Source organism: Streptomyces sp. NPDC048584 (assembly GCF_043199595.1).
GTDB classification, from domain to species: domain Bacteria; phylum Actinomycetota; class Actinomycetes; order Streptomycetales; family Streptomycetaceae; genus Streptomyces; species Streptomyces edwardsiae.
In genome coordinates, this window is sequence record NZ_JBICWF010000011.1 from 246756 (window position 1) to 269875 (window position 23120).

General features: G+C 72.1%; 20 protein-coding genes. 10 read left to right on the top strand and 10 right to left on the bottom strand.

Annotation, left to right across the window (positions count from 1 at the left end; genetic code table 11):
• The first annotated feature begins 92 nt into the window (after positions 1-92).
• On the top strand, positions 93-2462 hold the full coding sequence (locus ACGFR9_RS24840; protein WP_393212266.1) for a hypothetical protein: 2370 nt from the start codon (positions 93-95) through the stop codon (positions 2460-2462).
• On the opposite strand, the gene ACGFR9_RS24845 is transcribed toward ACGFR9_RS24840, so the two are convergent.
• From ACGFR9_RS24845 to ACGFR9_RS24855, 3 genes are all read right to left on the bottom strand, one after another.
• On the bottom strand, positions 2432-4867 hold the full coding sequence (locus ACGFR9_RS24845) for a right-handed parallel beta-helix repeat-containing protein (protein WP_393212268.1): 2436 nt from the start codon (positions 4865-4867) through the stop codon (positions 2432-2434). The two genes, ACGFR9_RS24840 and ACGFR9_RS24845, sit on opposite strands and share 31 nt — an antisense overlap.
• Before the next feature lie 153 nt (positions 4868-5020).
• Positions 5021-5629, bottom strand: coding sequence for a hypothetical protein (locus ACGFR9_RS24850; RefSeq protein ID WP_393212270.1), 609 nt, complete (start codon positions 5627-5629; stop codon positions 5021-5023).
• Between the two features lie 335 nt (positions 5630-5964).
• A complete protein-coding gene (locus ACGFR9_RS24855; protein ID WP_311640649.1) occupies positions 5965-6387 on the bottom strand; it encodes a DUF6643 family protein in 423 nt (140 codons plus the stop codon).
• A gap of 297 nt (positions 6388-6684) precedes the next feature.
• Here ACGFR9_RS24855 and ACGFR9_RS24860 point away from each other — a divergent pair, with 297 nt between their 5' ends.
• Positions 6685-7941 (top strand): TerD family protein, encoded by a 1257-nt coding sequence (locus tag ACGFR9_RS24860; RefSeq protein WP_393212320.1) that lies wholly within the window; start codon positions 6685-6687, stop codon positions 7939-7941.
• A gap of 15 nt (positions 7942-7956) precedes the next feature.
• Here ACGFR9_RS24860 and ACGFR9_RS24865 read toward each other — a convergent pair whose 3' ends face one another.
• Positions 7957-9174 (bottom strand): glycosyltransferase, encoded by a 1218-nt coding sequence (locus ACGFR9_RS24865; protein ID WP_393212272.1) that lies wholly within the window; start codon positions 9172-9174, stop codon positions 7957-7959.
• Positions 9175-9190: 16 nt separating this feature from the next.
• Between ACGFR9_RS24865 and ACGFR9_RS24870 the strand changes: the two genes are divergently transcribed.
• The 6 genes from ACGFR9_RS24870 to ACGFR9_RS24895 all read left to right on the top strand — a co-directional run bounded on the left by ACGFR9_RS24870 (position 9191) and on the right by ACGFR9_RS24895 (position 15786).
• Entirely contained in the window at positions 9191-9985 is a 795-nt protein-coding gene (locus ACGFR9_RS24870) for a glutamate racemase (protein ID WP_393212274.1), read from the top strand.
• Positions 9986-10035: 50 nt separating this feature from the next.
• Positions 10036-10578: a hypothetical protein gene (locus ACGFR9_RS24875; protein ID WP_030225840.1), complete on the top strand. Its 543-nt coding sequence runs from the start codon at positions 10036-10038 to the stop codon at positions 10576-10578.
• A gap of 139 nt (positions 10579-10717) precedes the next feature.
• The gene (lnt, locus tag ACGFR9_RS24880; protein WP_393212276.1) at positions 10718-12328 is read left to right on the top strand and encodes an apolipoprotein N-acyltransferase; all 1611 of its coding nucleotides are present in this window, start codon (positions 10718-10720) and stop codon (positions 12326-12328) included.
• Between the two features lie 64 nt (positions 12329-12392).
• Positions 12393-12872: an NUDIX domain-containing protein gene (locus ACGFR9_RS24885; protein ID WP_393212278.1), complete on the top strand. Its 480-nt coding sequence runs from the start codon at positions 12393-12395 to the stop codon at positions 12870-12872.
• A gap of 54 nt (positions 12873-12926) precedes the next feature.
• A complete protein-coding gene (locus ACGFR9_RS24890) occupies positions 12927-13727 on the top strand; it encodes a 3-hydroxybutyrate dehydrogenase (protein WP_393212280.1) in 801 nt (266 codons plus the stop codon).
• 88 nt (positions 13728-13815) lie between these two features.
• Positions 13816-15786 (top strand): helix-turn-helix domain-containing protein, encoded by a 1971-nt coding sequence (locus tag ACGFR9_RS24895; protein ID WP_393212282.1) that lies wholly within the window; start codon positions 13816-13818, stop codon positions 15784-15786.
• A 45-nt stretch (positions 15787-15831) separates the two neighbouring features.
• Here the strand turns inward: ACGFR9_RS24895 and ACGFR9_RS24900 are convergent, their stop codons facing one another.
• Positions 15832-17211 carry an MFS transporter gene (locus tag ACGFR9_RS24900; RefSeq protein ID WP_393212284.1) on the bottom strand — a complete coding sequence of 460 codons (1380 nt, stop codon included), beginning with the start codon at positions 17209-17211 and terminating at the stop codon, positions 15832-15834.
• 556 nt (positions 17212-17767) lie between these two features.
• Between ACGFR9_RS24900 and ACGFR9_RS24905 the strand changes: the two genes are divergently transcribed.
• Together ACGFR9_RS24905 and ACGFR9_RS24910 are read left to right on the top strand one after the other, a co-directional pair.
• Entirely contained in the window at positions 17768-17890 is a 123-nt protein-coding gene (locus ACGFR9_RS24905) for a hypothetical protein (RefSeq protein ID WP_393212286.1), read from the top strand.
• A gap of 72 nt (positions 17891-17962) precedes the next feature.
• Positions 17963-18157 carry a hypothetical protein gene (locus ACGFR9_RS24910; protein ID WP_393212288.1) on the top strand — a complete coding sequence of 65 codons (195 nt, stop codon included), beginning with the start codon at positions 17963-17965 and terminating at the stop codon, positions 18155-18157.
• Positions 18158-18255: 98 nt separating this feature from the next.
• On the opposite strand, the gene ACGFR9_RS24915 is transcribed toward ACGFR9_RS24910, so the two are convergent.
• The 5 genes from ACGFR9_RS24915 to ACGFR9_RS24935 all read right to left on the bottom strand — a co-directional run bounded on the left by ACGFR9_RS24915 (position 18256) and on the right by ACGFR9_RS24935 (position 23112).
• Positions 18256-19434, bottom strand: a complete 1179-nt coding sequence (locus ACGFR9_RS24915; RefSeq protein ID WP_393212290.1) for a tyrosine-type recombinase/integrase — start codon at positions 19432-19434, stop codon at positions 18256-18258.
• A complete protein-coding gene (locus tag ACGFR9_RS24920; RefSeq protein ID WP_393212292.1) occupies positions 19424-19675 on the bottom strand; it encodes a hypothetical protein in 252 nt (83 codons plus the stop codon). The genes ACGFR9_RS24915 and ACGFR9_RS24920 overlap by 11 nt, the downstream gene beginning before the upstream one ends.
• Before the next feature lie 218 nt (positions 19676-19893).
• Complete coding sequence (locus ACGFR9_RS24925) at positions 19894-20811, bottom strand: hypothetical protein (RefSeq protein ID WP_393212294.1); 918 nt, start codon at positions 20809-20811, stop codon at positions 19894-19896.
• On the bottom strand, positions 20808-21698 hold the full coding sequence (locus ACGFR9_RS24930) for a hypothetical protein (protein WP_393212296.1): 891 nt from the start codon (positions 21696-21698) through the stop codon (positions 20808-20810). Before ACGFR9_RS24930 ends, ACGFR9_RS24925 begins: the two co-directional genes overlap by 4 nt.
• 466 nt (positions 21699-22164) lie before the next feature.
• The gene (locus ACGFR9_RS24935; protein ID WP_393212298.1) at positions 22165-23112 is read right to left on the bottom strand and encodes a hypothetical protein; all 948 of its coding nucleotides are present in this window, start codon (positions 23110-23112) and stop codon (positions 22165-22167) included.
• Between the last annotated feature and the right edge of the window lie 8 nt (positions 23113-23120).

The window sequence follows — 23120 nt, forward strand, 5'->3', positions numbered from 1 at the left end:
TACGTGACGAGAGGTGTGAGCCGTACCGGCACGGGCGATCCTGTGCACGCACGGACGGAGCCGACGGGTCGTCACGGGGGAGGTGCGAACCGGTGAAGAGCGCACAGCAGGACAGACCGGCCGACGGTGACGGCAGCCCCGCCACGACGGGCGCGGAGACCGGGACCGCCCTGGAACTCCTGGTCCACGGGGTGGGCGGCACCACCCCCGAGGAGATGCTCGACGACCCGCGCACGGTCCGGGTCACCGGCGACGACATCGCCGCCGTGTTCCGCCGCGCCGCCGACGCCGACGCGGAGCACCGGCCCGCCGCGTCACGCGAGGGGCCCGTCCCCGAGGCCTACGTCTGGTGCAACCTCACCTCCGGGAACGGCACCCGCGCGCTGTGGCTGCTGCTGCTCCCCTTCATGGTGGTCAACCTCGCCCACTGGATGCGCCCCACCGCCCACGGCCGCCGGCGCACCGTCCGGCTGTACGGGCTGCTGGTGCGGCTCGCCGGACTCAGCCTGACGGTGCTGTTCGTCGCGGCCGCCTGCGAGGTCGCCCTCGACCTGGCCGCCTGGCAGTGCGCGGGCACCCACGCGTGCGCCGAACGGCACTCCTGGCTCGGCTTCCTCTCGCCCGGCCTCTCCGACGGCGGCTGGTGGACCACGCCCGGACGCCGGCTCGCGCTCGCGGCCCTCGTGCCCGCCGCCCTGACCGGTCTGCTGTGGTTCCTGTCCCTGCGCACCTGGAGCGCGTACGAGTCCCAGCAGCCGCTGACCCACGACGCCGAACCCGAGGAGGACGGGGGCCCCACCGCGCTGGGCCGCCCCGGATTCTGGTACGGCCGACGCCTGGTGGCCCGGCTGCGCGCCGCGCACACCGCCGCCGGACTGCTCACCGTCGCCGCCGCCGTCGGCTCCGCCGCCACCCGCCACGACCGCGAGCCGGGCGGCCCCGCCGTCCTGGCCGTTCTCGGCGCGGCCCTGGAGACGGCGCTCGTCGCGGGCGCGTGCGCCGTCGTGTGGGTGGTGTGCCGCCGGGGCCGCGCCGAACGCCGCCTCGACGACGGAGTCGACCGGCGTCCGGTGCGGTACCTGCCGCTCGCCGCGCTGGTCCTGCTCGCCCTCACCCTTCTTTACGCCGGCTGGGACCGGCCCGGCTGGGAGTCGGCGGGCAGGCTGCCGGGCGACACCACCTTCGGCGCCCTCGCCCTCGTCCAGGGCCTGCTGGTGATCGTGCTCGCCGGCGTCGCCCACGCCCTGCACCGCACCGACCCCGACCGGCGCGCCGCGATCCGGGGCCTGGCCGGTCCGGCCGTCGCCATGCTCGCCTGCGCGCTGGGCGGCGTGATGTCCGGCGGCGTCTCCCAGCGGGTCTCCGACTGGCTGGACGGCACCGGGACCTCGATCCCCGGACCGCCGGTACTGCTCACCTGGCAGGCATCCGTGATCCCGCCGCTGCTCCTGCTGCTGCTCGCGCTGTGCGCCTGGCTCGCCCGCCGCGCCTGGGCGATGGCCCGCGTGGAACGGGCCGCCGTGGAGCGCGAGTACCCGGACGAGGCGGGCGACCCCGGCCGTACCCGCCGTATCGCCTCCGTGCGCGCCATGGCCGCGCTCACCGACCGCGGACCGCGCATCCTCGCCGTCACCTCCACGGCCACCCTGCTGCTCGGCGCCGGCGCCCTCGTCGGCGCCCTCGCCACCGACCGGACACCCGGCGAGGCGGCACGCGGCTCGTACGCCGTCGTCCACGGCGCCGCCGAGACCGCGCAGGCGCTGGGCTCGTGGCTGATAGGACTCGGCTTCGTCCTCTTCGTCACCTGGGGCCGCCGCGCCTACAAGGACGCCTCCGCGCGGCGCACCATCGGCATCCTGTGGGACGTCGGCACCTTCTGGCCGCGCGCCGCCCACCCCTTCGCGCCGCCCTGCTACGCCGAGCGCGCCGTGCCCGACCTGACCTGGCGGATCGCCACCTGGACCCGGGCCACCGGCGGACGCCTGGTGCTCTCCGGCCACTCCCAGGGCAGCGTCCTCGCAGCCGCCGCGGCCTGGCAGCTCGCGCCGTCCACCCGCAGGCGCGTCGCCCTGCTGACCTACGGCTCACCGCTGGAGCGGCTGTACGGCCGCTGGTTCCCGGCCCACTTCGGACCGGACGCGCTCACCTCCCTGCACCAGGAGGTCGACTGCTGGCGCAACCTCCACCGGCGCACCGACCCGATCGGCGGCCCGATGCGGCTGCCCGGCGACTGCGGCCCGGCCGTGGACCGCCCCCCGCTCCAGGACCCCCTCGCCTACGGCCGTACGGAGGCACATCCGCTGCCCTCGCCGATCCTCGGCCACTCCGACTACCAGGCCGACCCGGCGTTCGCCGAGGAACGCCGGCGACTGCTCGCCCGGCTGCGGCCGGACCTCCCGGCCCCGCGGCGGACGGGGGAGCCCGGGGACGCTCAGGGCAGTGCGGGCAGATCCTCGGCGTAGAGCAGCGTCAGATCGTCCGTGGTCGGCTCGTCGAGCTGGGCGACACGGCTCGCGTGCCGCTCGACCATCGCCTCGAAGGTCTGCCGCGCGGTGCGCCCGTTGCCGAACGCCGGTCCCTTGGGGATCCCGGCGAAGTACGAGAGCACCGCCTCGTCGGCGCCCGGTGCCAGCCGGTACTCGTGCTCCTCGGCCTGCTGCCGCACGATCCGCAGCAGCTCCTCGGGGTTGTAGTCGCCGAACGTGATGGTCCGCGAGAAACGGGACGCCACGCCGGGGTTGACCGACAGGAACCGTTCCATCTCGGCCGTGTAGCCGGCCACGATCACCACCACCGCGTCCCGCTGGTCCTCCATCAGCTTCACCAGCGTGTCGATGGCCTCCTTGCCGAAGTCGCGCCCGGCGTCCTCGGGGGAGAGGGCGTACGCCTCGTCGATGAACAGCACACCGCCGCGCGCCTTGTCGAACGCCTCCTGCGTGCGGATCGCCGTCGAGCCGATGTGCTCACCGACCAGGTCGACCCGGGACACCTCGACCAGATGCCCCTGCTCCAGCACCCCGAGCGAGGCGAGGATCTCGCCGTACAGCCGGGCCACGGTGGTCTTTCCGGTGCCGGGTGAGCCCGTGAACACCAGATGCCGCTTGACCGACGCCGCTTTCAGCCCGGCCCGCTGCCGGCGCCGGCCCACCTCGATCATGTCGGTGAGGGCGCGCACCTCGCGCTTGACGCTCTCCAGGCCCACCAGCGCGTCGAGTTCACCCAGCACGGCCTTGGAGGTGCGGGTCTCCCGATCCGATTCGGGGACCGCGGCGGGCGGTGCCGGCTCGGCCGGCCGGGTGGCGGGGACCGTGCTCAGCAGGCCGGTGGTGTGACTCACCGTCCGCACCGCGGCCGGCTCCGGCGACGCCGCCCGCAGACTGCCGCTCTCGTCGCTGGTGCAGTCCTCCGTGACGGGGCCGCCCGAGCCGGACGCCGCGTCGCCGTCGGCGAACTCGTAACCACCGCGCGCGCAGCGCTCCGTACGGCACTTCCGCAGCGTCGTACGGCTGCCGTCGATCACATGGAATCCGTAGCCGCCGCTGCCCGTGACCCGGCAGTTCACGAAGGTGCCGCGGCCGCCGGCCGAGACGTAGACGCCGGCTTCGGCGGGGTTGTCGACGGTGCAGCGCTCGACGGTCGGGTCGGCGCCCTTGGTGACGATCACGCCGGTCTGTATGCCGTCCAGGGAACAGTTGGCGAGGGTGCCGCCGCTGCCGTGGTCGCGGAACCAGGCGCCTGTCGCCGCGTCCCGGATGCGGCAGTCGTCGAGCTGCGCGGTGGCACCGTCGCTCACCGACACGGCCGTGTTGCGGACCTGCGTCAGATCGCTGTCGACGACGTCCGCGCGGGAACCGCGGTCGAGCACGAACAGGGCGTCCGGCACGTCGTGCACCCGGCAGGAGTCCAGTACGGCGGTGGCGCCGTCGCTCACCCACACCGCCGGGTAGTCGCCGGTGCTGTCGAAGATCTCGCACTGGTTGGCGTCCACACGTGTGCCCGGGTCCCACACCGACAGACCGTTGCGGCCGAACTGCCGCACGCTGGTGCGGGTCAGGGTCAGCACGGAGCGGGACCGCAGGTCGACCGCGTTCTCCGGGATGTCGTGGATACGGCAGTCGGCCAGCGTCAGCACCGCGTCCGTGTCGAGCGTGACCCCGTCCCCGGTCGTCCGGTGCACATCGCAGTCGGTGAGGTGCGCGGTGGCCCGGGAGGTCACCTGCACCCCGCTGCCCCGCACCTCGTAGACCTCGCAACCCACCGCCTCCAGCGCCGAGTTCTCCCCGGTCGCGGTGAGTCCCGAGCCGGAGGCGTGGTGCACCCGGCAGCGCTCCAGCCGGGGATGGGCGCCGCCGCGCACGGTGACGCCCGCCTGACCGGCGGCGACCACCTCGCAGTCCTCGAACACCCCGCCCCCGCCGTCCAGTACGGCGATGCCGGCCCCCGCCGGATTGTCGACCGTGCAGCGGCGCACGGTGGGCCGGGCGCCGCCGCGTACCTCGATCCCGGCCGCGGACCGTGTGACCACGCGTATGTCCCGCAGTTCGGGCGTGCCCTCCTCGACCAGCAGGGCCGGGGCGGTGGTGTCCTGCCCCTCCACGTGCAGGTCCTGCACCACCGCAGAGGCACGCACGGTCAGCGGGACGCCGTCCGGGGGCGCGATGCGCACCGAGCCGGGCGAACCCTCGGGGCCGCGCAGGGTCACCGCCCGCTGGACGACGAGGTTCTCCCGGTACGTCCCGGGAGCGACGGTGAGGACGTCGCCCTCGGCCGCGGCCTCCAGGGCGGCGGCGAGCGATGCGTACTCACCCGTGCGGCGGCGCCACCTCGATGTGCCGGTGTGCGTCACCTGGACCGTGCCCTGTGCCATGGCGTAGCTGTGCCCCCACCTTGTCGTACGTGGCTCGTTCGCGCGCGTGCTGCCGCCGATCGGTTCGGCCGGACCACCGTAGCGTGCGCACGGGCGCCGGGTTGACCAGAGCCGTCACCTCGCCGGGCGCCCGCCGTCCGGTCCGGACGGCACCTACTGGCTGCCGGTGCCGGTCCTGCCCCAGTCCGGGCCCGCGTTGTCCCACGCCCAGTCCCAACGGGCGTACCGACGGCGGACCATGCTCCCGACGATCAGCCGTCTGCAGCCCTCGACGAGCGCCGCGGTCACCAGGGCGGCGCCGATACCGGCCAGCACCGCGTGCGTGGTGGCCGTCGCGGCGTCCAGGGGGCGGGCGGCCGTGCGCCCCTGTCCGTCGGTCCATATCCGGACGCGGTCGCCGGGGCCGGGGTCCCCCAGGTGCGTCGGCACCGGTCCGCTCCGCCGGGTGCCGTCCGGCGCGGTCCAGTGTGCCAGCACGCGGTGACGCGGTTCCGCGCCGACGGTGATCTCCGGATCGGAGTCCAGCGGGGACGCGTCGAGCCTGCGCACCACCGTGGCCGTCACCAGGTGCCGCGACTGGTGCTGGGCGCGGACGGAACGCTGCAGGGCGTCCTGGGCGGCGCCTCCCGCGAGGGCCCCGGCGACCGGGGCGGCGACGAGGAGGAACAGCATCGTCGTGAACGCCAGCCAGGCCTCGGCCAGGTCGGTGCCGCGGCGCAACGGGTTGTGCCGCCAGCGCCAGAGTCCGCTGATCGCTCGCACGGTCCGCACCCTCTTCCCCCGCAGGTCCCGTCACCGATCTCCCACGAAAAGGCCAACGCGTGAACCGGCGGCCCGGTTCCCGTGTTCGGGCACGAGCCCGCGGGCCCGCCGCGGACAGCAGGACGCCGCCGGTCCGTGGACCGGCGGCGTCCTGTGCGAAGCGCGGAAGCAGGCGCTCTGTGAGGCGCGTCCCCGTTCCCAGCCCTTGCGGGCGGGCGACCGATTCCCTCCCCGGGGGCAGCCGGAAGCAGCCTCATGACGTCCGGCGAATCGGCTGTGCGCGGGCACGCCCGCGGGGCCGTGGTGCCGTAGGGCACCGACAGCCCCGGGCAGGCTCAGTACCCGCGGTACTGCTGGCTGTTGTACGGGTCCTGGTAGGGAGCGGGACCCGGCCGCGGAGCCGCGGGGCGCATCGCCTCGTAACCGGCGGGCGGAGCCGGACGCGGCGGCTGCGGGCCGGGGTAGCCGCGCGGTGCGCTCGCCTGCTGCGGGATGTACGCGGCGGGCGCCTGCTGCAGCGGGGCGGGCTGCGGCATCTGCGGGTAGCCGTAGGACGGCTGGGACGGAGCCGCCGGGAGGGCGGGCAACGCCGAGGGGAGGGCGGGCAGATGACTGACCGGTGCCTCGTACGCGGCGGGCACCCGGATCGGGGCGATCTGCGGGGTGCCCCGCTCGGCGACGAGCGAGTCGTAGATCGGGGTGTCCGGGAAGGCAGCGGAGTAGTAGCCGCCGCCATAAGTGGAGCGGGGGGAGGTCATGGCCATAAGTTAAGCCCACGATGTGCTGGTTGGGGAGACCGATAAGAGGGTTGTTTTCCGTGCCGTCGGTGACTGGGGATCCCCAATACGAGCGAACTTGGGGAAAACGGGCACATCGGCAGGCGTATTTCGTGTAAAGGCCGAGTTCCGGGCCGGTTACCGGCGGTTGACCACCGCTTCCCGCGCCCTCCCCATGGGAGTTCTCCGCGCGGGGGAATAGGTTGTGCGGACGAAGACCGACGGATACTGCCGGGACCTGGCCCGGCGCGGTGACACGTGATGGGGGCGGACATGTCAATGCCGAAGGGGTCGAACACACCGGTGCCGGCCGCGGCACTGCGCGTGGAAGTGGGCCGGCGCTCCGGCCCCGGAATTCCCGACGCGGACGCCTCGGCGCTCCTGCTGGCCGCGGGCAAGGTCCGCTCCGACGCCGACTTCGTCTTCTACAACCAGCCCCACCACGCCTCCGGCGCCGTACGGCACGAGGGGAAGCGGGACGCCGGGGGGCGGGTCACCGACACGCTGCTGGTCGACCTCACACGCGTGGAACCCGGTATCGAGACGGTGATCCTGGCCGCCTCCTGCGACGGCGGCACGTTCGGACAGGTCCCGGATCTGTCCATCGAGGTCAAGGACGCGGCGAACGGCACCGTGGCGGCCCGCTTCGACAGCACGGGCGCCACCACCGAGACCGCGTTCGTCCTCGGCGAGTTCTACCGACGCCAGGGCGCCTGGAAGTTCCGCGCCGTCGGCCAGGGCTACAGCAGCGGACTCGAGGGCCTCGCCACCGACTACGGCATCACGGTGGACGAGCCGCAGCGCCCCGCCGCGCCCCCCGCCGCCCCGCCGCCCCCGGTGGCACCGCCGGTCACCATGCCGGTCGCGCCGCCCCCGCCGGCCGCACCTCCCGCACCGGTCCGGTTGACGAAGGTGACACTCACCAAGGCGGCCCCCTCCGTCTCGCTGACCAAGCAGGGCGGCACCTCGGGCGCTCTCCAGGTGAACCTCAACTGGGAGGTCCGCAAGCAGTTCTCGGGCTGGGCCGGCAAGCTGGGCCGCCCGGTCGCCATGCACTCCGACCTCGACCTCGACCTGTGCGCCCTGTACGAACTCACCGACGGCCGCAAGGGTGTCGTGCAGGCTCTCGGCAACGCCTTCGGGGCCCTGCACCAGCCTCCGTTCGTCCACCTGGACGGCGACGACCGCACCGGTGCCGTGTCGAGCGGCGAGAACCTCACCGTCAACCTCGACCACAAGGACCGGTTCCGGCGCATCCTCGTGTTCGTCACCATCTACGAGGGCGCCCGCTCCTTCGCCGACCTGCACGCCACGGTCACGCTCCGGCCGCAGCACGGCGCACCGATCGACTTCTCCCTCGACGAGTGCACCGTTCCCTCGACCGTGTGCGCACTCGCCCTGATCACCAACACCGGCGGCGACCTCGTCGTCCAGCGCGAGGCCCGCTACCTGGTCCCCGAGCGCGGGGTGAGCCCGCAGCGCACCGTCGACTACGCCTACGGCTGGGGCATGAACTGGACCCCCGGCCGCAAGTGAGGGACCCGCACGCGGTCAGCCCTCGTCGGGCACGGCGTCCGGACGCGCGTAGGTGCGGCCCTTCCAGGCCGCACCACGCCCCCGGTGATGCAGCACCGCCGAGTCCACCGTCATCAACAGGTACAGGAACGCGGTGAACGGCAACAGGGGAGCGAGCCACAGCGGCTGCCGGTAGTAGCGGAGCATCGGGACGTACGTCCCGGACATCACCAGCCACGCCGCCGCGCCGAGGAGCACCGCGGCCCCGCTCCCCGCCACCGCGCCCACGGCCACCGCGACCGGCGGCACCAGATACACCAGCGCCAGCCCGGCGACCGTACCGGCCAGCAGCAGCGGACTGTGCCGCAGCTGCGCGTACGCACTGCGCGACACCATGTGCCACAGATCGGCGAGCCGCGGATAAGGGCGCACGCTGTCCACCCCGTCCGCCAGGCCCAGCCAGACCCGTCCGCCGCTCCCCTTCACCGCGCGGGCGAGCGCCACGTCGTCGATCAGGGCCTGCCGGACGGCGTCCGGGATCCGCGCCCGTTCCGCCGCCTCTGCGCGCAGCAGCACACAGCCGCCCGCCGCGGCGGCCGTCCTGGTTCCCGCCCGCCCGATCCGCCGGAACGGGTACAGCTGGGCGAAGAAGTACACGAACGCCGGGACGACCAGCCGCTCCCAGACGCTCTCCACCCGCAGCCGGGCCATCTGCGACACCACGTCGAACCCTCCGGTACGGGCCGCCGCCACCAGCCGGCGCAGACTGTCCGGGGCGTGCGCGATGTCGGCGTCCGTCAGCAGCAGATACTCGGGGCCACGCGCGCGAGCCAGCCCGATACCGTGCCGCACCGCCCACAGCTTCCCGGTCCAGCCGGCCGGCGGTTCACCCGGCGAGCCCACCGTGAGCGGCAGCCCGCCGTGCCGCCGCGCGAGCGCACGCGCGAGCTCCCCGGTGCCGTCCGTGCTGCCGTCGTCGACCAGGAAGACCTCGGCCCGGCCCGGATACTCCTGGGCGAGCAGCGAGGGCAAACTCTCGGGCAGCACCGCCGCCTCGTCCCGCGCGGGGACCACCACACCCACCGAGGGCCACTCCCGCGGGTCGCGGGACGGCGGCAGTCGCACATCCGTACGCCAGAAGAAGCCCTGGCAGAGCAGCAGCCACCCCCAGGCGGCGAGTGATCCGGCGGCACTCCACACAATGGCGCTCACCCGCCGCAGTCTGCCCCACGCAAGGGGCCAGGGGCCGCCCATCGACTATCGTGGCCGGGTGAAGATCGCGCTCATGGACTCCGGAATCGGTCTGCTGGCGGCCACCGCAGCGGTACGGCGTCTGCGCCCCGACGCCGATCTCGTCCTCTCCCTCGACCCCGACGGCATGCCCTGGGGGCCCAGGACACCGGAGGACCTCACCGAGCGCGCCCTCCTTGTCGCCGAGGCCGCGGCCGCCCACCGGCCCGACGCGCTGATCGTCGGCTGCAACACCGCCACGGTGCACGCGCTCAGCGCCCTGCGCGCCCGCCTCGAACCCGTGCTGCCGGTCATCGGCACCGTCCCGGCGATCAAGCCGGCCGCGGCCGGCGGCGGACCGCTGGCCATCTGGGCCACCCCGGCCACCACCGGCAGCCCCTACCAGCGGGACCTGATCGAGAACTTCGCCGACGGCGTCACCGTCGCCGAGGTGCCCTGCTGGGGGCTCGCCGAGGCGGTGGAGCGGGCCGACGAGACGGCGATCGGCGCCGCCGTCACGGCGGCGGCCGAACTCACCCCCGACGACGTCACGACCGTCGTCCTGGGCTGCACCCACTACGAACTGGTCGCCGAGCGCATCCGGGCCGCCGTACAGCGCCCCGGCCGGCCGCCGCTCGTCCTGCACGGCTCCGCCGGAGCCGTCGCCGCCCAGGCGCTGCGCCGGCTCGGCGAACAGCCCGACCCCGAAGCGGCCGCGAGCGGCACCCTGACGGTGCTGCTCAGCGGACGCGAGGGTGCGCTGCCCACGGCCGCCCTCACCTACGCGGAGGGCAGACTGCTGGGGCGGGCCGCCGCCGCCCGGACGGCTCAGTAACGCCGTGCTGCGCGGTACCCGCCGAGCGGATTCTGAGTAACCTCAAAGCCATGAGGGACCAGCGGCACGGCGAGCATGCCCCGTACGAGGTCTGGACCGGTCGAGCGACCAACCGCCTCCAGTGGCTTCTCGCGCTGATCGGCGCGGCCTGTCTGGCGCTCGGCATCGCGCTGGCCATCGACTCCCAGTGGAAGTCGGGCATCGCACCGCTGGCCATGGCCGTTGTCGGATGCATCGCCGCCGGACTGCTCGTCCTCTTCGGCACCCTCGCGTTCGTGCACGTGGCGCTGCGGGTCGACGAGGACCATCTGGAGGTGCGCTGCGGCCACATCGGCGTGCCCCGCCGCCGTATCCCGCTCGCCCATGTCGCGGGCGCGGAGTTCGCCCCGCACGTCACGCCCCGTCACTGGGGCGGCTGGGGGTACCGCTGGCGGCCCGAGAAGGGCACGGCGGTCGTCGTACGCCGGGGCGAGGGCATCATCCTGCGCCTGTGGGACGGCCACACCTTCACGGTGACGGTGGACGACGCGGAAGCGGCGGTAAGGGTCATCCGAGACCGCCTCCGCCCCCACGCCCCGGACCCCGCGCCCTGATCCCCCGCTCCGGAACCCGTTGGAACCCGCCCCGCGCGAGGATGGGTGCACGGTGCGGGGATGTGACGACAGGTTTCGGCTTCCACCGCCCCGTCGACCGTGCTGTCGGCCGCCACGTCACCCGCCGTAGACTCCCGGAGTGACCGTCACCGCAACTTCCGTCGACGAGTCGGACCCGATGCCGCCGCAGACCACGCCCCCCGCGCGGGGCGGACGGCTCGTGCGCCTCGTCCCGGCCGCCGCAGCCGCGCTCTCGGGCCTGCTCCTCTATGTCAGCTTCCCGCCGCGCACCCTGTGGTGGCTGGCGGTGCCCGCCTTCGCCGTCTTCGCCCGGCTGCTGCGCGGCCGGAGCTGGAAGGCGGCCCTCGGCCTCGGCTACCTCTTCGGCCTCGGCTTCCTGCTGCCGCTGCTGGTGTGGACCGGCGTGGAGGTCGGCCCCGGCCCGTGGATCGCCCTCGTGGTGATCGAGGCGGTCTTCGTCGCACTGGTCGGCGCCGGTATCGCCGCGGTGTCCGCACTCCCCGGATGGCCGGTGTGGGCGGCGGCCCTGTGGATCGCCGGCGAGGCGGTACGCGCGCGTGCGCCGTTCCACGGCTTCCCCTGGGGAAAGATCGCCTTCGGTCAGGCCGACGGCGTCTTCCTGCCGCTGGCCGCCCTCGGCGGCACCCCCGTCCTGGGCTTCGCCGTCGTCCTGTGCGGTTTCGGGCTCCACGAGATCGTCCGCCTCGCCCTCGACGCCCGGCGCACCGGAACCCTGCGGCGGGCCGCCGCCGTCGTCGGCGCGCTGAGCGTCGTCGTACCGCTGCTGGGCGCCATCGCCGCCCGGTCGCTGGTCAGCGACAAGCCCGAGGCCGGCACCACGACCGTCGCCGTCATCCAGGGCAACGTGCCCCGGCTCGGCCTGGACTTCAACTCCCAGCGGCGCGCCGTCCTCGACTACCACGCACGTGAGACCGAGCGCCTGGCCGCCGACGTCGCGGCCGGCAGGGCCGAGCGGCCCGACATCGTGCTGTGGCCGGAGAACTCCTCCGACATCGACCCCTTCGCCAACGCCGACGCGCGCGACGTCATCGACCGGGCCGCCAAGGCCGTCGGCGCGCCCATCTCGGTCGGCGGCGTGGTCGACCGGGACGGCAGACTGCTCAACGAGCAGATCCTGTGGGACCCGGAGAAGGGACCCGTCGACACCTACGACAAACGGCAGATCCAGCCCTTCGGCGAATATCTCCCGCTGCGCTCGCTCGTGGGGGCGATCAACGAGGAATGGACGTCGATGGTCCGCCAGGACTTCAGCCGCGGCACCGAACCGGGCGTCTTCGAGATGAACGGCGCCGGCGTCGGCCTCGTCACCTGCTACGAGGCCGCCTTCGACTGGGCGGTGCGCGACACGGTCACCGCAGGCGCCCAGCTGATCTCGGTCCCCAGCAACAACGCCACCTTCGGCCGCAGCGAGATGACCTACCAGCAGCTCGCCATGTCCCGGGTACGGGCCGTGGAGCACAGCCGCGCCGTCACGGTACCGGTGACCAGCGGGGTCAGCGCGGTCATCATGCCCGACGGGGAGATCGCGCGAAGGACGGGCATGTTCGTCGCCGACTCGCTGGTGGCGGAGGTGCCGCTGCGCACCTCCCGGACCCCGGCAACCCGCCTCGGCATCCTCCCGGAGATCGCCCTCGTCCTGGTCGCCGCGGGCGGGCTGGGCTGGGCCGCCGCCGGAGTGCGCGGGCGACGCGCCGGTGACGTGCGGTAGTACGCCCGCCGCACGCCCCCCGAAGTGCGGGGGAGGGCCCTGACCGGCCCGTTAGGGTCGGGACATGGCTACTCCAGACTTCATCCGCACCCTGCGCGCCTCCGCCGGTCACCAGCTGCTCTGGCTCCCCGGAGTCACCGCCCTCGTCTTCGACGACGAGGGCAGGGTCCTGCTGAACCGCCGGACCGACACTCGCAAGTGGTCGGTGCTCGGCGGCATCCCCGAACCCGGGGAGCAGCCCGCGGCCTGCGCCGTGCGGGAGGTCGAGGAGGAGACCGCCGTACGCTGCGCCGTCGAGCGGGTCGTCCTGGTGCAGGCGCTCGACCCGGTGACGTACGAGAACGGCGACGTCTGCCAGTACATGGACATCACCTTCCGCTGCCGTGCCCTCGGCGGCGAGGCACGGGTCAACGACGACGAGTCACTGGACGTCGGCTGGTTCGCCGTGGACGCGCTGCCGGAACTGAACGAGTTCGCGCACATTCGGATCAAGCAGGCCATGTCCGACGCACCCACATGGTTCGACCCCATTGGAATCGGCTGAACTGTAGGGCTTGACCATATGGGGTGCCGCAGGGGTGCTGCCTAGGGTCGGGACATGACCGTGCCCCGTGCCCTTCCGGCCCTCCACGCCACCGCGCTCGACCTCGGTGGCCGCACCGCCCTCGTCACCGGCGCCGCCGGCGGCATCGGCCGCGCCTGCGCGCTGCGGTTGGCGGCCGCCGGGGCCGAGGTCAGAGCCGTCGACCGGGACGCCGTGGGACTGGAGACGCTCGCCGGGGCGGCCCGGGACCTCGAGGGCGCCGTCGTACCGTACGTCCTCGACCTCACCGACCTCGACGCCGCCGAACGCGCCGCCGCCGGCACCGACGTGCTGGTCAACAACGCCGGCCTCCAGTTGGTCCGCCCCATCGAGGAGTTCCCGCCCGATGTCTTCCACACGGTTCTCACCGTGATGCTGGAGGCCCCCTTCCGGCTCATCCGGGGCGCCCTGCCCCATATGTACGGCCAGGGCTGGGGCCGCATCGTCAATGTGTCCTCGGTCCATGGACTGCGCGCCTCTGCCTATAAGTCCGCCTATGTGGCCGCCAAACACGGCCTCGAGGGACTGTCCAAGACCACCGCCCTCGAAGGCGCGCCCCATGGCGTCACCTCCAACTGTGTGAACCCCGCCTATGTGCGCACCCCACTGGTCGAGCAGCAGATAGCCGACCAGGCGCTGGCCCACGGCATCCCCGAGGAACGTGTGCTGACCGAGGTGATGCTGCGGGACAGCGCCGTACGACGGCTCATCGAACCGGAGGAGGTCGCCGAGGCGGTGGCCTATCTGTGCGGCCCGCACTCGTCCTTCGTCACCGGCACCTCACTGGTGCTGGACGGCGGCTGGACCGCGCACTGAGCCGTCGGACGTCAGCGGCCGGCCGCCGTCCGGCGAAGGTTGTCCACAGGCCTGACGGCGCGGCCGCGAGATGAGGGATCCTGTGAGCATGTCCCGCGATCACGTGCAGTCCGACGAGCGTCACGCCCCCGCTGCCGGAGCGCCGGGCCGGGCACACCCCGAGCCCGGCGCCGCCACCGGCAGCGCCGAGACGCCGTTCCTGGAACTGCTGGCCCGCGGCGCCTCCGTCGAGGCGTATGAGCAGCCGGTGCTGCTCGCCCGCGCCGAGGGACTGCCCGCCGAGCGGATCACCGCGCTCCAGCAGGCCGCGTCGCTCGCCCTGCGCGTACGCGCGGAGCTGGAGGGACGCCGCCGCCGGGAGGCTGAGCTGTCCGCCCTCTTCGAGACCGCCCACGACCTCGCGGGCCTGCGCGACCTGGACGCCGTGCTCCAGGCGATCGTCCAGCGCGCCCGCTCCCTGCTCGGCACCGACGTCGCCTACCTCAGCCTCAACGACCCGGCCAGGGGCGACACCCATATGCGGGTCACCGAGGGCTCGGTCGCCGCACGCTTCCAGCAGCTGCGCCTCGGCATGGGGGAGGGGCTCGGCGGCCTGGTCGCCCAGACCGCCCGCCCGTACGTCACCGAGGACTACTTCCGCGACGAACGCTTCCAGCACACCCGCACCATCGACACCGGTGTGCGGGACGAGGGACTCGTCGCCATCCTCGGCGTGCCGCTGATGCTCGGACACCACGTCATCGGTGTCCTGTTCGCCGCGGACCGGCGGGCCAGGGTCTTCGAGCGGGGGCAGATCGCCCTGCTCGGTTCCTTCGCCGCCCTCGCCGCGGCCGCCATCGACACCGCGAACCTGCTCGCCGAGACCCGTTCGGCCCTCGCCGGACTGGAACACGCCAACGAGATCATCAAAGACCGCAGCGCCGTCATCGAGCGCGCATCCGACGTCCACGACCGGCTGGCCGAACTGGTCCTGCGCGGCGGCGGTGTGCACGACGTGGCCGCCGCCGTCTCCCAGGTCCTCGACGGCACGGTGCGGTTCACCGAAGCCGGCGAGGCACCCACCGGCGCCCTCGAGTCCTCACGCGCGGAAGGCCACGCGGTACGGCACCGGGACGACTGGATCGCCGCCGTGACCGCCGGCGACGAACTCCTCGGCGCGCTCGTCCTGCGCGGCCACCCCCGCCTCGACCCCGTCGACCAGCGCACGCTGGAACGCGCGGCCATGGTCACCTCACTGCTGCTGCTCGCCCGCCGCTCCGCCGCCGAGGCCGAACAGCGGGTCCGCGGCGAACTGCTCGACGACCTGCTCGACGCACGCGACCGCGACCCCCGCCTGCTGCGCGACCGCGCGGCCCGGCTGGGCGCCGACCTCGACGCCACCCACGCCGTGCTCGCCGCCCGCCTCGAGGGCGGCACCGCCGACGCCGACCAGGAGGCCGACGCCCGCAGACGGCTGTGGGCCGCCGCCTCCCACCTCGCGGCCACCCGGCAGGGCCTCGCCGCCGCCCGCGACGGCGGCACCGTCCTCCTGCTCCCCCTCACCGCCGGCGACAGCGCCACCGACCTGGCCCGCCGCACCGCCCGCGACCTGGGCGGGGCCGTCCACGAACCGGTCACCGTCGGCGCGTCCGCCCCGGTCGAACATCTCACCGCCCGCCCCGACACCGTGGCCTCGGCCTACACGGAGGCCCGCCGCTGCCTCGACGCCCTGCGCCTTCTCGGCCGCCCCGGCGACGGCTCCGCCGCCGAGGACTTCGGCTTCCTCGGGCTGCTGCTGGCCGGCGAACGGGACATCGCCGGCTTCGTGACCCGCACCATCGGCCAGGTCGTGGCGTACGACCGACGACGCGGCACCGAACTGCTGCGCACCCTCGACGCCTACTTCGCCTGCGGCATGAGCCCGGCCCGCACCAAGGACGAACTCCACGTCCACGTCAACACGGTCGCCCAGCGACTGGAGCGTGTCGGCCGTCTCCTCGGCGACGACTGGCAGAGCCCCGCCCGCGCCCTGGAGATCCAGCTCGCCCTGCGCCTGCACCGCCTGTCCGCACAGCCCTGACCCCCGTACGCGCGCAGCGTACGGGGGCCGCGTGGCCGTACCTGATCAGAAGGTCCGCGCGGCCGGGGTCTTCCCTACGGACCGCTCCCCGTCGGTGGACGGAGCCACGTCCGCCAGATCCCGGTGCCGGGTCTCCTTCGCCACCGCCACGGCGACGACCGTCAGCAGACTCGCCGCGATGACGTACAGCGCGATCGGGGTGGAGCTGCCGTAGTCCGCCAGCAGCGCGGTGGCGATCAGCGGTGCCGGAGCGCCCGCCGCGACCGAGGCGAACTGGGCGCCGATGGAGGCACCGGAGTAGCGCATCCGGGTCGCGAACATCTCGGAGAAGAAGGCGGCCTGCGGCGCGTACATCGCCCCGTGCAGCACCAGACCCACGGTCACCGCCAGCAGCAGGCTACCGAAACCACCGGTGTCGATCAGCGCGAAGAACGGGAACATCCACAGCCCCACACCGACCGCGCCGATCAGATACACCGGACGCCGTCCGAGCCGGTCCGACAGCGCGCCCCAGGCGGGGATGACGGCGAAGTGAACCGCCGAGGCGATGAGCACCGCGTTGAGCGCGGTCTGCTTCGAGACCCCCGCGGACGTGGTCGCGTAGACCAGGATGAACGCGGTGATCACGTAGTAGCTGATGTTCTCCGCCATCCGGGCACCCATCGCCACCAGCACATCACGCCAGTGGTGCCGCAGCACCGCCACGACCGGCATCCGCTCCGGGCCGGCGTCCGCCTCGCGGGCCTCGGCCCGCTCCAGCGCCTGCTTGAACACCGGCGACTCGTCGACAGAGAGACGAATCCACAGACCGACGATCACCAGCACCCCGGACAGCAGGAACGGGACCCGCCAGCCCCACGCCCCGAACGCCGACTCCGACAGCACGGCGGTCAGCAGCGACAGCACACCGGTCGCCAGCAACTGCCCCGCGGGCGCGCCGGTCTGCGGCCACGAGGCCCAGAACCCGCGCCGCCGGGCGTCACCGTGCTCGGACACCAGCAGCACGGCCCCGCCCCACTCACCGCCGAGCGCGAACCCCTGCACCAGCCGCAGCACGGTGAGCAGCACGGGCGCGGCACTTCCGACGGTCGCGTGCGTGGGCAGCAGCCCGATCGCGAACGTCGCCCCGCCCATCATCAGCAGACTCAGCACCAGCAGTCTCTTGCGCCCGAGCCGGTCCCCGTAGTGCCCGAAGACCAGCGCCCCGAGCGGCCGCGCGGCGAACCCGACGGCGTACGTCAGGAACGACAGCAGCGTGCCGACGAGCGGATCGGAGTCCGGGAAGAACAGCTTGTTGAAGACGAGCGCGGCGGCGGAACCGTAGAGGAAGAAGTCGTACCACTCGATGGTGGTGCCGATGAGGGACGCTGCGACGATGCGCTTGAGGTTGTTCGGGGCTGGTGGAGCGGTTGCGGGCGACGACATCGGCACCACTTCCTGGTGTGTGACGGGGACGTTTGCGTCGCCACACCGTAGGAATCCGCAGGTCAGGCGCACATGTGGCGGGGCAACATAGTTCGGGGGTGGGCTATGCGCGCGGCCACCATGCCGACTCATGGAAAGGCGGTTCAGGGAACCGGTGGTGGTCGAAACGAGTGCCGTCCGGGACGCGTAGTTCAGCACGATTTGACGGTGCCGTGCTGACTCCCGTGCTGGTTTGGTGCTGACTAAAATCCCACGTCATCACCCGTCCCCACCTGTCCCGTGCTGACTTGGTGCTGACTACGCTCCGTTGAACTCGGGCATCTGGGATTGATCGACTCAGAGTCGTTGCGCGGCAGGTGACCGGACTGAGAGACCGAGTCCGGCCTTGCCGCTCAGCCGCCGTCGGCACGGGCAAGGCACTGTGTCTGGGCGCGGTGCACGTTGGTCCCAGGAGGTTCTTCGTCTGCTGGCGGTACATCATGAGAAAGGGTCTGTTGCGCGATCGGGTGACATCTGAACTGGCTTGCCCTGTGGGGCGGGTGGGAAGGATGTCGCTGTGCCCAAGCCCTCTCCGGAAGAGTTCCGCGAGGATGTCGTACGGGTCGCGAGGAATCGCGGCCCGGGCGTGACGGTCGAGCAGGTAGCCGCCGACTTCGGGGTCCACGCGATGACGCTGTAGAAGTGGATGCGCAGGAGTCCGGGCGTCCACTGAGAGAGGTGGTCGACGATGGTGGTGGCGTAGGCATGGGCAGTGCCGACGTATGCCGAACGCGGTGATCATCCGTGGGAGCGTGTCGTCGAGACGACGAACGAACTGCTTGCGGCCGTCGGTGACATCAAGAACACCACCCTGCTTGAGACGGCCCTCGAAGCGTTCGGACAAGCCGTCGTAGCGGTATCCCAGCCCCGCTCATCCATGTGGGCGCGCCTCCGCGGCCGGGCCTGACGGCGCGGGAAAGGGCCCGGTACCGACGGGGGATGCAGTACCGGGCCCCCTCGACCACCGTAACCGCGCGGAGGGCGCGGGGCGGACGTTCCTGCGTACTACCCCTCGGCCGCGACCGCCAGATCGTGCACCGGAACCCGCTGGAAGACGTCCCGGTTGGCGTCCTGGACCGGGCATACGTACCGCTCACGGGGGATGGGTGAGCCCTTCTTCCACCGGCCGGCCTCCCAGAGTTCCTCGTCCGTCGCGCCGCTCACTCCGAGGTCGGTAGCGCCGCCGGCGCGAAGGCCGTGAGAGGAGACGGGACGCCCGTCGCTCTTCAGCCCGGCCGCCGCGAACCACAGCTTCACCCGGTCATTCACGGTCTGCGGGCGCAGGTAGATGCCCCGCTTGGTGGCCCCGCCCCCCTTCGTGGCCCGGGTCTCCGGCGTCGCGACCTTTCCACTCTGCAGAACCTCCCGGAACAGGGGCCCGGTCGTGATGTCCTGCTGCTCGAGGTAGCCGACCCAACGACGCATCCGAAACACCAGGTTGAGGTCCGCCCGGTCATGCAGGGCGATCGTCTGCTCCTCGCCCTTGTGGGTTTTGTCCTCGGCGAGCCACACCAGCACCCGATCGTCGAGGATCATCACGTCCTCCAGGTCCAAGCCGACGTCCTCAGCGCTGCGGCCGAGGAACCGGTACCCAAAGGCGAACATCGCCGCATCCCGCCAGCCGATCGGCCGGCCGTCCGCCTCCGCCTTCTCCATCATCGGCACCAGGTACGGCAGCGTGAGCGGGAATGCCTCCTTCCTGCGCAGCGCCCGCTTGTTCTTCCGCCGGTACTGCGCCAACAGCGCCAGATACAGGCTGTTGTCCGGCTTCTTCCCCGCCAACATCGACGTACGGACCAGGGACATGTAGTGCCGGATCGTGGTGACCTTCAGGCCCTGCGCCATCAGGTGACGGCCGTACTCGGTGTACGTCGCCGTCGTGCACGGCTTCGCCACCCTCCCCTGCTCCGCACACCATGCCTCGAACAGCCGCATCGCGGTGCGCCGCTGCGGGGAACCCTCCTCCTCGGCCTCCCTGATGGCCTGAGCGGTCCCTTCACTGACGTACAGGTCCCGCTCCGTGTACGCCGTGCGCGGAGTGTCCGTGGTCGGGATAGCCTCGCCCGGCATCAGCACCATGTGTGCATCGACGAGCGGGCGCCCGGCCGGCTGCGCGGGCACCAACTCCCCGCCCTCGACGAGTTCGGCGTCGACGATCTCCTCAGCCGCGGCGTCAACGCTCACGCCTGCACTCCTGGATCCACGGAGGACGCCCTTCTGCGACCTGACGCAGGTACAGGCTCAGCCAGCGCCGCGCCTCGTCCTTGCCCATGGGCGGACCGCTCAGGCTGAACAGCGCCAGCAGCGGCTTGCGAGCTTCCTTCTGCCGTCTGCTGAACGGTACCGACTTCACGGTGGCTTGCCGCTGTTCCCAGTCGGGCCCGCCGGTCAGTAGGTGCACGCGGGGGCGCGATCGGTGAGTCATGACGCATTCTCCTTCGTCTCGCACCACTGGCAGGTGGGCTCCGGCTCGGTAACGAGATCAGGTAGCCGTACCTGGCTGTCAGACGACCAGGGCAATGTGCAGTGCCCTGGTGAGGGCGACATACGGTGAGCGATGACGTTCCCTGCCATGGTTGAGTTCATGGGTCGGTGTTGCTGCCTCGGGCTCTTCCGAGTCGACGGAACCGGCTTTCTCCGGCCTCAGCCGGCCGATCCCTTGGGGAGCCAGTCCGCGAAGATCTCCGGCAGGCGGTTCAGGTCCTCGGCCGTGACGGTGACGAGCCGCAGACCGTGGTGGCGGGCCAGTTCCCGCTTGCGGGCGACCTTCGCCGCGTACGCCTCCTGCGTCATGAGGCCCAGGGCCTCGACGAACGTGCCGTCCGCCAGGCGCCAGTCCGCCCGCAGGCCGGTCGTGTTGAGCTCCGGGTGCCGCGGATAGGCGGGCTCCGGTTCGTGCGTCACGCCCCGGTGGTGGAGGAAGTCGTCCACGTGCCGCTCGAACAGGGAGCGGCACAGATGCCCGTCCGTGGCCCTGGTCGTCGTACCCAACGAGGTGCGCACCCCGTCCGTGAGGAGCCCCGCGTGCGCCAGCCACTCCGTCCAGGTGCGGGCTGGGCGGAGCGGGCGCGCGCTCAGTACCGCGGAGCCGGGGCGCGGCAGCAGGAAACGGCAGAGCAGCACCTCGTCGACCAGGGCGTGGTCCTCGAAGGGAACTCCGACGCGGTCCAGTTGGGTGAGGGACGGCGGCCCGGAGAACTCGGCCTCCGCCAGCCTGCGCAGCGCGTACACGATCGCCTCCGTCCACGCCCCGTCCACTCCGGTGTCCCGCAGCACCCCGCCCCTCGCCAGGGCACAGCAGCCGTGGCAGTAGAACAGCCCCGGGCGGGCCGACTGAGCGGAGCGCCCGCAGAGCCGGCACGGCCCGCGCTCGGCCAGGTTGACGGGCGCGCCGAAGAGCGCCTCCAGCGCTCGCCGGTAGTACGAGTTCTCCGCCGCGTCGTCGATGAGCGGCGGCAGCAGGCTGCCGGCCCGCGCGGCGAGCGCCTCCCCGTCGTCGGGCTTCGCATTGAGCCACCGGCGGTGGAGCTCCGGGATCAACCGCTGCGCGGCGGCCGTCACCCGGCTGTAGCTGCTGACGGGGCTGAACCGTGCGGCGAGGTCCGGTACGCCTCCCAGGCGTCCAGGAGCGGCCGTGCCTCGGCGTCCCGGCGCCGACGCGCGCGCTCACGCTCGGTCTCCCGGCCCCAGGCCCCGCCGGCGGCGCGATGGCTCAGACCGGTGCGCAGCCGGACGGCGAGGCGTTCGGCGAGCGCCCGGCGCAGGTCCCGCTCGACACCGGACGGGACCGGCCCCCTTTCCGTGCACTGGTCGGCCTCCCGCCGGTGAGCGGCCAGGTAGTCGTCCACCAGGGCGCGCACGGTCTGACGCTCGGGCAGCAGGACTCGGACCGAACCGACCGCGTACCCGAATGCCTTCTGCTCCGTCCACGACACCAGCTCGTGGCGGCTGGGTTCCCAGTCCGCGTCGTCCTCGTCCTCACCGCCCTCGTCGTCCTCGTCCTCGTCGTCGTAGAAACGGCTGTCGTCCTCAAGGTCGTAGAGCTCTATCCATCCGTGACAGCCGACGAGCATCCCCGTCTCCTCGGTGAGCTCGCGGATGCTCTCGCTCGTGACGTGCAGCGCGCTGCTGTAGAGGTAGCCCATGTGCCGGTCGAGAACGGACCCGCCGTGGCAGGGCGGGGCGGTGACCGACACGGCACGCGTGTCGTAGTCGTTGTCGGGCCGGGGGACCAGACCCACGCGTACGGGTATGACGGTACCGTCCTTCGCCTTGGGCGTCGCCGGCCTGATGTTCTCCTTCCGCAGCCGGTCCAGAATGAACGCCCGCAGGGCGGGGACGGAGTCGTCGAAGACCGCGAACCCCGGGGAATAGTCCTTCGCCGGGTCGCCCGGGATCATGAGGAGACCCACGTCGGGGGCGTACTGGATCGTGTCTCTGCTCGACATGCGCGAATCATGTCAAAGGCATATGCGATTCCATGGCTCGGGGTAGGCGGACCACGTATGGACGGCGGGGCTCAAGCCTGGCCGCCGTATAGGGGCCTGCTCCATGTTGTCGTCCAAGCATGGTCCGGCGTCCGATCGGGTGAGCTTGCTACGACGGGTCAGTGGCGGGAAACAGCAGGCCGTGCCTTTGATCGGATGAGTTGCCGTACGTGCCTCACGGGCAGCCGCCGACAAGGAGGCGAAGCGGCTGAAGCTCTCGGAGGCATCCTGAAGAGGACGAACAGCGGGCGATGCTGGACGTTGGTCCTGAGCCGGAGCGCACCCTTGGTGTGAACACCGGTGACGCCGAGGGTGATCCGGTCGTGGAAGTCGGCCCATCGAAGCTGATCGCTCCTCTGTTGCATGCCGAGACGCAGCTCTCGGAATTTCGGGGCTGCGGGAAATGACGACACGTGACCGTTGCCGGTCAGTCGTTGAGAACCACCATGTTCGTCGGCGGCTGACCCGGCACCGGCGACGGGCCGCGGAAGTCGCCGTGGACCAGCACATCGCGCACCACGCGGTGGACGGCCTGCACCGCCTCGCTGCTGTACTGCTGGAAGGTGGGCGTCGCCTGGAGCAGGAGGGCGTCGTTCGGCAGGACCGAGACAGCCGAGAAGGCTCCCGTTTCGCGCAACGCTTCGGTGCCGCCGAGGAGTTCGGCGATCTCGGAAGGAACCACCATGAGCCATGAGTAGCCCCTGAGCAGGGCGCGCCACTGCGGTGTGTTGCTCACCGGATCGCTCGGTCGGCCGCACAGCTGGCTCTCCAGTTCGGTGGCCCCGCCGCTGCGGCGATACGAGACGTGGCCGAACACCACCTTGTACCGGTCGCAGGCCCAGCGCACCGCGGCCAGCAGACGCTCGTGCTCGGCGACCGTCGTCCCGGGAGCGACCAGAGCCGCGGTGTCCACGTGGAAACCGAGCCTCACATAGTCCGGAATTTCTTCCTCGAAGACGACGGTAAAGGAGATATCGGAATTACCGACGTCCCCGTTCTCTGTGAAGCGGCCGATCTTCACGCCGGCGGATTCAGGTTGCTCGGAAAGTTGGCGTTCCAGCCAGGGGATCGAATCGGTGGTGTAGGGGTTGTACAGCACATTGAAAGTCCCCTGGGGGGAGACTTGTATGCGTCCCCAGAGGCCTTTCCGGTTCTTCCGGGGAACGGTGTCGATGACCCTCGAGAAACCCTTCGCAGAGACCTTCATGCTTTTCGGAAGTGCGCTGATGTCCGACTGCCGGTCGTATTCCCGGATACCGCTTGTGAGCCAGCCGAAGGCCGCGTCCTTCAGGTTTCCCGGTTCTTCCGCGTAGACCGTGAGTTCCACGAAGAGGCCATGACTGACGTCGAGACCGACCGGCTGGAGTGCGCCCACTGTGAACC

Coding starts and splice junctions, on each gene's coding strand:
- ACGFR9_RS24845 (WP_393212268.1), bottom strand. CDS start 4,867: ATGGCACAGGGCACGGTCCAGGTGACGCACACCGGCACATCGAGGTGG.
- ACGFR9_RS24855 (WP_311640649.1), bottom strand. CDS start 6,387: ATGACCTCCCCCCGCTCCACTTATGGCGGCGGCTACTACTCCGCTGCC.
- ACGFR9_RS24860 (WP_393212320.1), top strand. CDS start 6,685: ATGCCGAAGGGGTCGAACACACCGGTGCCGGCCGCGGCACTGCGCGTG.
- ACGFR9_RS24865 (WP_393212272.1), bottom strand. CDS start 9,174: ATGGGCGGCCCCTGGCCCCTTGCGTGGGGCAGACTGCGGCGGGTGAGC.
- ACGFR9_RS24875 (WP_030225840.1), top strand. CDS start 10,036: ATGAGGGACCAGCGGCACGGCGAGCATGCCCCGTACGAGGTCTGGACC.
- ACGFR9_RS24885 (WP_393212278.1), top strand. CDS start 12,393: ATGGCTACTCCAGACTTCATCCGCACCCTGCGCGCCTCCGCCGGTCAC.
- ACGFR9_RS24890 (WP_393212280.1), top strand. CDS start 12,927: ATGACCGTGCCCCGTGCCCTTCCGGCCCTCCACGCCACCGCGCTCGAC.
- ACGFR9_RS24895 (WP_393212282.1), top strand. CDS start 13,816: ATGTCCCGCGATCACGTGCAGTCCGACGAGCGTCACGCCCCCGCTGCC.
- ACGFR9_RS24900 (WP_393212284.1), bottom strand. CDS start 17,211: ATGTCGTCGCCCGCAACCGCTCCACCAGCCCCGAACAACCTCAAGCGC.
- ACGFR9_RS24920 (WP_393212292.1), bottom strand. CDS start 19,675: ATGACTCACCGATCGCGCCCCCGCGTGCACCTACTGACCGGCGGGCCC.
- ACGFR9_RS24930 (WP_393212296.1), bottom strand. CDS start 21,698: ATGTCGAGCAGAGACACGATCCAGTACGCCCCCGACGTGGGTCTCCTC.